Consider the following 5,668-nt stretch of genomic DNA (forward strand, 5'->3'; position numbering starts at 1 on the left):
ACCTGCGCCTGACCCACCGCAGACGGCGCCGTAAACCCCGCCTTACCACCACCGTCGTTGTTCACCGCCGAACCCCGCACCACCGCATGCACCACGTCCCCCGCCGCCACCGCATCCGCCAACCGCCGCAACACCACGACACCCACGCCGCTGCCGCCGACGATCCCGCTCGCGTTGCGGTCGAAGGCCCGGCAGTGCCCGTCCGGGGACAGGCCGGTGCCCTCGCGGTAGACGTGGCCGACGTTCTCCGGGATCTTCACCCCGACGCCGCCGGCCAGCGCCATGTCGCACTCCCCCGCCAGCAGCGACTGGCACGCCTGGTGGATCGCCACCAGCCCCGTCGAGCACGCCGTCTGGATCGTCATCGCGGGGCCGTGCAGGTCCAACTTGTACGCGACCCGCGTGGCCAGGAAGTCGTCGTTGGAGCTGATCATCATGGGCAGGTAGTCGAGGTAGAACGCCTGCGCCAGCGCGGGATTGCGCATCATGTTGTAGAGCGAGTACGTGTTCATGGACTGGCCGGCGTAGACGCCGATGCGGCCCGGGAAACGCGCCGGGTCGTACGCCGCGTCCTCCAACGCCTCCCACGCACACTCCAGGAACAACCGGTGCTGCGGATCCGTCATCTCCGCCTCGTGCGCGTTGAACCCGAAGAACTCCGCGTCGAACAACTCCACGCCGTCCAACCGCGCCTTCGCCGGCACATAGGACGGATGCGAATACACCGACTCCGGCACCCCCGCCGCCGCCAACTCCTCCGGCGAGAAGAACGTCACAGACTCCACCCCGGCGCACAGGTTCCGCCAGAACTCCGCCACGTTCGACGCCCCGGGGAAACGGCCCGCCAGGCCGACCACCGCCAGGGCGTTCTCCAGTTCCTCGGGCAGGTCCGCGGCGGTGGTGCCCGGGTTGGTCTCAGCGGTTCGGGCCGGCGTCATGGGCTTCCCCTCTCGGTGGCTGGTGGATGGCCGGGCCGGTTCGTGGCCGGAGCCGGTGAGCGGACCGCCGTCGGCGGCCGTACTCCGCGTCGATCGCCGGTACGGGACCGGCCGGCGCGGCGGCGGCCGGACCGGCCGCCGCGTCGAGGTACGTGGCCAGCCCGACGATGGTCGGGACCTCGAAGATGGTCAGCAGCGCCACGTCCACGCCGAACCGGTCGGCGAGGATGCGCTGGAGTTCGACCGCGAGCAGCGAGTGGCCGCCCGCGTCGAAGAAGTTCTCGTGCGGGCCGCAGTCGCGGCCCAGCAGGTCGCGCCACACCTCGGCGACCCGGCGGGCGGTGGCCCCCAGCGGCGCGCCCGGCCCGGCGGCTCCGGCGGTCAGGTCCGTGCCGGGCGCCTGCGCCAGGGTCCGCCGGTCAACCTTGCCGTTGCTGTTCAGCGGCAGCGCCGGCAGCGCGACGAACCGGGCGGGGACCATGTACGCGGGCAGCGTGGCCGCGCACCACGACCGCAGTTCCGCGGCGTCCGGCGCGTCGTCGGCCCGGCCCACCAGGTAGGCCACCAGGTGCCGGCGCACCGGGTCGGCGCCCTCCAGCAGGACCGCCACGTCGGCGACCGACCGGTGCCGGCGCAGCGTCGCCTCGATCTCGCCCAGCTCGATGCGGTAGCCGCGCAGCTTGACCTGGTTGTCGGAGCGGCCGAGGTACTGGACGACGCCGTCGGGGAGCAGCCGCACCACGTCCCCGGTCCGGTACAACCGGGCGCCGGGCGGGCCGTACGGGTCGGGCACGAAGCGGGCGGCGGTGGTGGCCGGCGCGCCGAGGTATCCGTGCGCCACCCCGGCGCCGCCCACGTGCAGCTCCCCCGGCACGCCGGGCGGCACCGGCTCGCCGGCGGCGTCCAGCACGTACAGCCGGGTGTTCGGGGTGGGACGGCCGATCGGGACGGGCCGCTCGCCGCGCCGGACGCGGTGGCCGGCGGCCCACACCGTCGTCTCGGTGGGGCCGTACATGTTCCAGACCTCGGGGCACCGGTCGAGCAGCTGCTCGGCGAGCTCGGGCGTGAGGGCCTCCGCGGTGGAGACCGCCAGCCGCAGGTCGCCGCCCGCCCAGCCGGCGCCGACGAGCAGCCGCCAGGTGGAGGGCGTGCCGTCGAGCACGGTCACCCGGTGCTCCCGGACGAGCCGGCGCAGGCTGTCGCCCTGGCGGACCTCGTCCTCAGTGGCGAGGACCACGTGCGCGCCGACGGTGAGGGGGGCGAGCACCTCGTAGAGCGCGATGTCGAAGCAGATGGTGCTGACCGCGAGGACCACGTCGGCCGGCAGCAGGCCCGGGCAGGTCCGGACGCCGACCAGGAAGTCGACGACGGCCCGGTGCGGCACCAGCACGCCCTTCGGCCGCCCGGTCGAGCCGGAGGTGTGCAGCAGGTAGGCCGGCGCGTCGGGGTCGACCGGGGGCAGCGGGGTGGTGGACGCCGGGTCGTCGGCCGGGGCGTGCGGCGGGCACGTCCGCCGGCCGGGGAAGCGGTCGGCCCACTCGTCGGCGGTGACCACCAGCTCGGCGGCGGCGTCGTCCAGCAGGTCGGCGTGCCGCCCGGCCGGGTGCGCCGGGTCGAGGGGCAGGTACGCCGCCCCGCAGCGCAGCACCGCCAGCAGGGCCACCACCAGGTCGGCGCCGCGGGGCAGGCAGACCCCGACCAGCCGGCCCGGGCCGGCGCCGGCCGCGCGCAGCCGGTGGGCCAGCCGTTCCGCCCGCTCGTCCAGCTCGCGGTAACTGTGCGCCCGCCCGCCGCAGGTCAGCGCGACCGCGTCCGGGGTGCGGGCGGCCTGCGCCGTCACGAGGTCGTGCACGCAGGCGGTGGGCACCGGCACGGCGGTGTCGTTCCAGGCGACGGTGACCCGGTGGTGCTGCGCGGCGTCCAGCAGCGGCAGCCGGGCCACCGGCCGGTCGGGGTCGGCCACGGCGTGTCGTAGCGCGACGACGAACTGGTCGGCCAGCCCCCGCACGGTGTCGGCGTCGAACAGGTCGGTGGCGTACTCGACGATGCAGAAGACCGCGTCGTCGCCGGTGCGGTGGGCGTAGAACGACAGGTCGAACTGGGAGTTGCCGCTGTGCTGCGGGATCGGCGTGACGACCAGCTCGCCGGTCCGGAACGGCCGCATCGGCTCGTCCTGCCAACTGAACAGGGTCTGGAAGACGGGGTGCCGGCTGAGGTCACGCACCGGGTGCAGCGCGTCGACCAGCATCTCGAACGGCACGTCCTGGTGGGCGAAGTCTGCCGACAGGTCGCCGCGCACCCGGTCGAGCAACTGCCGGAGGGTCGGCTCCCCGTCGAGCCGCGTACGCAGGGCCAGGGTGTTGGCGAAGAAGCCGAACAGGTGCTCCAGCTCGGGTCGGGTGCGGTTCGCCACCGGCGTGCCGATGACCAGGTCCTGCTGGCCGGACCAGCGGGACAGCACCACCGCGAAGACGGCCAGGCCGAGCATGAACGGGCTGACCTGCTCGGCGCGGCTGAACCGTTGCAGGGCGGCGGCCAGGTCGGCGGGCAGGTCCAGCCGCAGGGTGGCGCCGCGGTGGCTCTGCACGGCGGGCCGGGGACGGTCGGTGGGCAGGTCCAACACCAGCGGCGCGCCGGCCAGCCGGTCCCGCCAGTACCCGAGCTGCCGCTCCAGGACCGGCCCGGTCAGGTACGCGCGCTGCCAGGCCGCGAAGTCGGGGTACTGCAACGGCAGGTGGGGCAGCCGCGGCTGCCGCCCCGCCAGCAGGGCCGCGTAGCCCTCCGCCAGTTCCTGCGCCAGCACGCCGCCGGACCAGCCGTCGGCGATGATGTGGTGCATCGTCACCAGCAGCACGTGCTCGTCGGCGGCGAGGCGGACCAGCAGCGTACGGATCAGCGGGCGGCGCAGGTCGAACGGTTCCCGGGCGCGTGCGGCGACGGTCTCGTCGAGTCGCGCCGGGCGCCGGTCGTCGGGCACCGCCGTCAGGTCCAGCGTCTCGATCGGGGTGTCGTCGACCGGCTCGACCACCTGGACCGGCTCGTCGCCGTCGTCGTGGATGGTCGTGCGCAGCGCCTCGTGCCGGGTGCGGATCAGGCGCAGCGCGTGGTCCAGCGCCGCGACGTCGAGCGGGCCGGTCAGGCGCAGCGTGATCGCCATGTTGTGCACGCCGGCGTCCCGGCCCACCAGCCGGTCCAGGAACCACAGCCGGCGCTGCTGGAACGACAGCGGGGCGGGCCGCCCGGGGGGCCGGAGCGGGATCGAGGTGGCGGTGGTGCCGCGGGTCGCCGTCATCGCCCCGCCTCCGACGGGTCCGCCTCGCTCATCAGCCGTTCGGCGTCGGCATCGGAGAGGCCTTCGAGCTCGGCGAGGAGCCGGTCCTGGAGCAGGTCGGCCTGCTGGGCGACGGTGCGCCGGGCGAAGGCCTCCGCGACGGTGATCGGGACCTGGAAGGTGTCCTGGAGGCGGGCGACCAGCCGGCCGGTGAGCAGCGAGTCCCCGCCCAGCAGCAGGAAGTCGTCGAAGACGCCGATCTCCCGGTAGCCCAGCAGTTCCCGCCACGCCTGGGCGACGGTCTCCTCGATCTCGGTGCGCGGTGGTTCGTACTCGGTGGGCAGGTCGGGCCGGTCGTGCTTCGGCCCGGCCGTCGCCGGCGTCTCGGGGGCGGCGGGCGTCGATCCGTTGAGCAGGCTGTAGCGGCGACGCTCGAACGGGTAGGTCGGCAGGGGCACCCGGCGCCGCTGCTCGCCGGCGGAGAAGGCGGCCCAGTCGATCGCCGCCCCGGCCAGCCAGAGCCGGGCCAGCGCGCTCAGCAGCGTCTCGTTCTCGTCCTGCTCGGGGGCGGCGGGCAGGGAGGCCACGATGGACGTGGTGGTCTCGGCGCCGACCGCCCGGCTCATCGCCAGGGCCATCGTGCCGAGCGCGTGCCCCGGCCCGACCTCCAGGAACGCGGCGTCCGGCAGGGCGGCGGCGGCGCGCAGGTTGTCGCCGAAGCGGACGGTGGCCCGCAGGTGGCGCACCCAGTAGCCGGGGTCGGTGGCCTCCGCGGCGGTGAGCCAGGTGCCGGTGACGTTGGAGCCGACCCGCGCCTGCGGGGGTCGCAGCGTGACGGTGGCCATGTGCGCCGCGAACTCGCCCAGCAGCGGGTCGAGCATCCGGGTGTGCGCGGCCTGGCGTACCCGGACCAGTTTGGCGCGGACCCCGTCGGCGTCCAGGGCCGCCCGGGCCGCCTCGACGGCGGCGGCCGGGCCGGAGAGCACGGTCTGCTCGGGCCCGTTGACGGCTGCGACGTCGAGGTCGTCGCCCGCGTACCGGGCGGCGTCGTGCTCGGCGAGGTTGACCGCGAGCATGGCGCCCTCGGGCAGCCGGTCGATGAGCTGGCCGCGCAGGGCCACGGTGTCGATGGCGTCGGCGAGGTCGAAGACGCCGGCCAGGCAGGCGGCCACGTACTCGCCGCTGCTGTGCCCGAGCATGGCCTCGGCGCGTACGCCCCACGACTGCCAGAGCACGGCCAGCGCGTACTCCACCGCGAACAGCGCGGTCAGCCGGCCCGCCGTGGTGTCGAGGATCTCCGCCGCACGGCGGTCGCCGTCGGGGGCGAGCACCGCCTCGCGCAGGTCGTAGCCGAGCCGGGGGGCGGCCAGGTCGGCGCAGCGGTCCAGGTGCTCGGCGAAGACCGGCTCGGTGGCGTGGAGCTGGCGGCCCATGCCGACGTACTGGCTGCCGCCGCCGG

General features: G+C 75.1%; 3 protein-coding genes. All 3 read right to left on the reverse strand.

The features are described 5' to 3' along the window. Positions 1-938: beta-ketoacyl synthase N-terminal-like domain-containing protein (locus tag ACGF5C_RS34130; protein ID WP_393308442.1), on the reverse strand; the 938-nt coding region annotated here is incomplete at its 3' end. Continuing rightward, positions 916-4,230 carry an amino acid adenylation domain-containing protein gene (locus ACGF5C_RS34135; RefSeq protein WP_393308444.1) on the reverse strand — a complete coding sequence of 1,105 codons (3,315 nt, stop codon included), beginning with the start codon at positions 4,228-4,230 and terminating at the stop codon, positions 916-918. The genes ACGF5C_RS34135 and ACGF5C_RS34130, both read right to left, overlap by 23 nt. Continuing rightward, a partial coding sequence (locus tag ACGF5C_RS34140; RefSeq protein ID WP_393308446.1) for an acyltransferase domain-containing protein occupies positions 4,227-5,668 on the reverse strand: 1,442 nt, incomplete at its 5' end. The genes ACGF5C_RS34135 and ACGF5C_RS34140, both read right to left, overlap by 4 nt.

The sequence above is a fragment of the Micromonospora sp. NPDC047620 genome, from assembly GCF_043205005.1.
Classification (GTDB): domain Bacteria; phylum Actinomycetota; class Actinomycetes; order Mycobacteriales; family Micromonosporaceae; genus Micromonospora.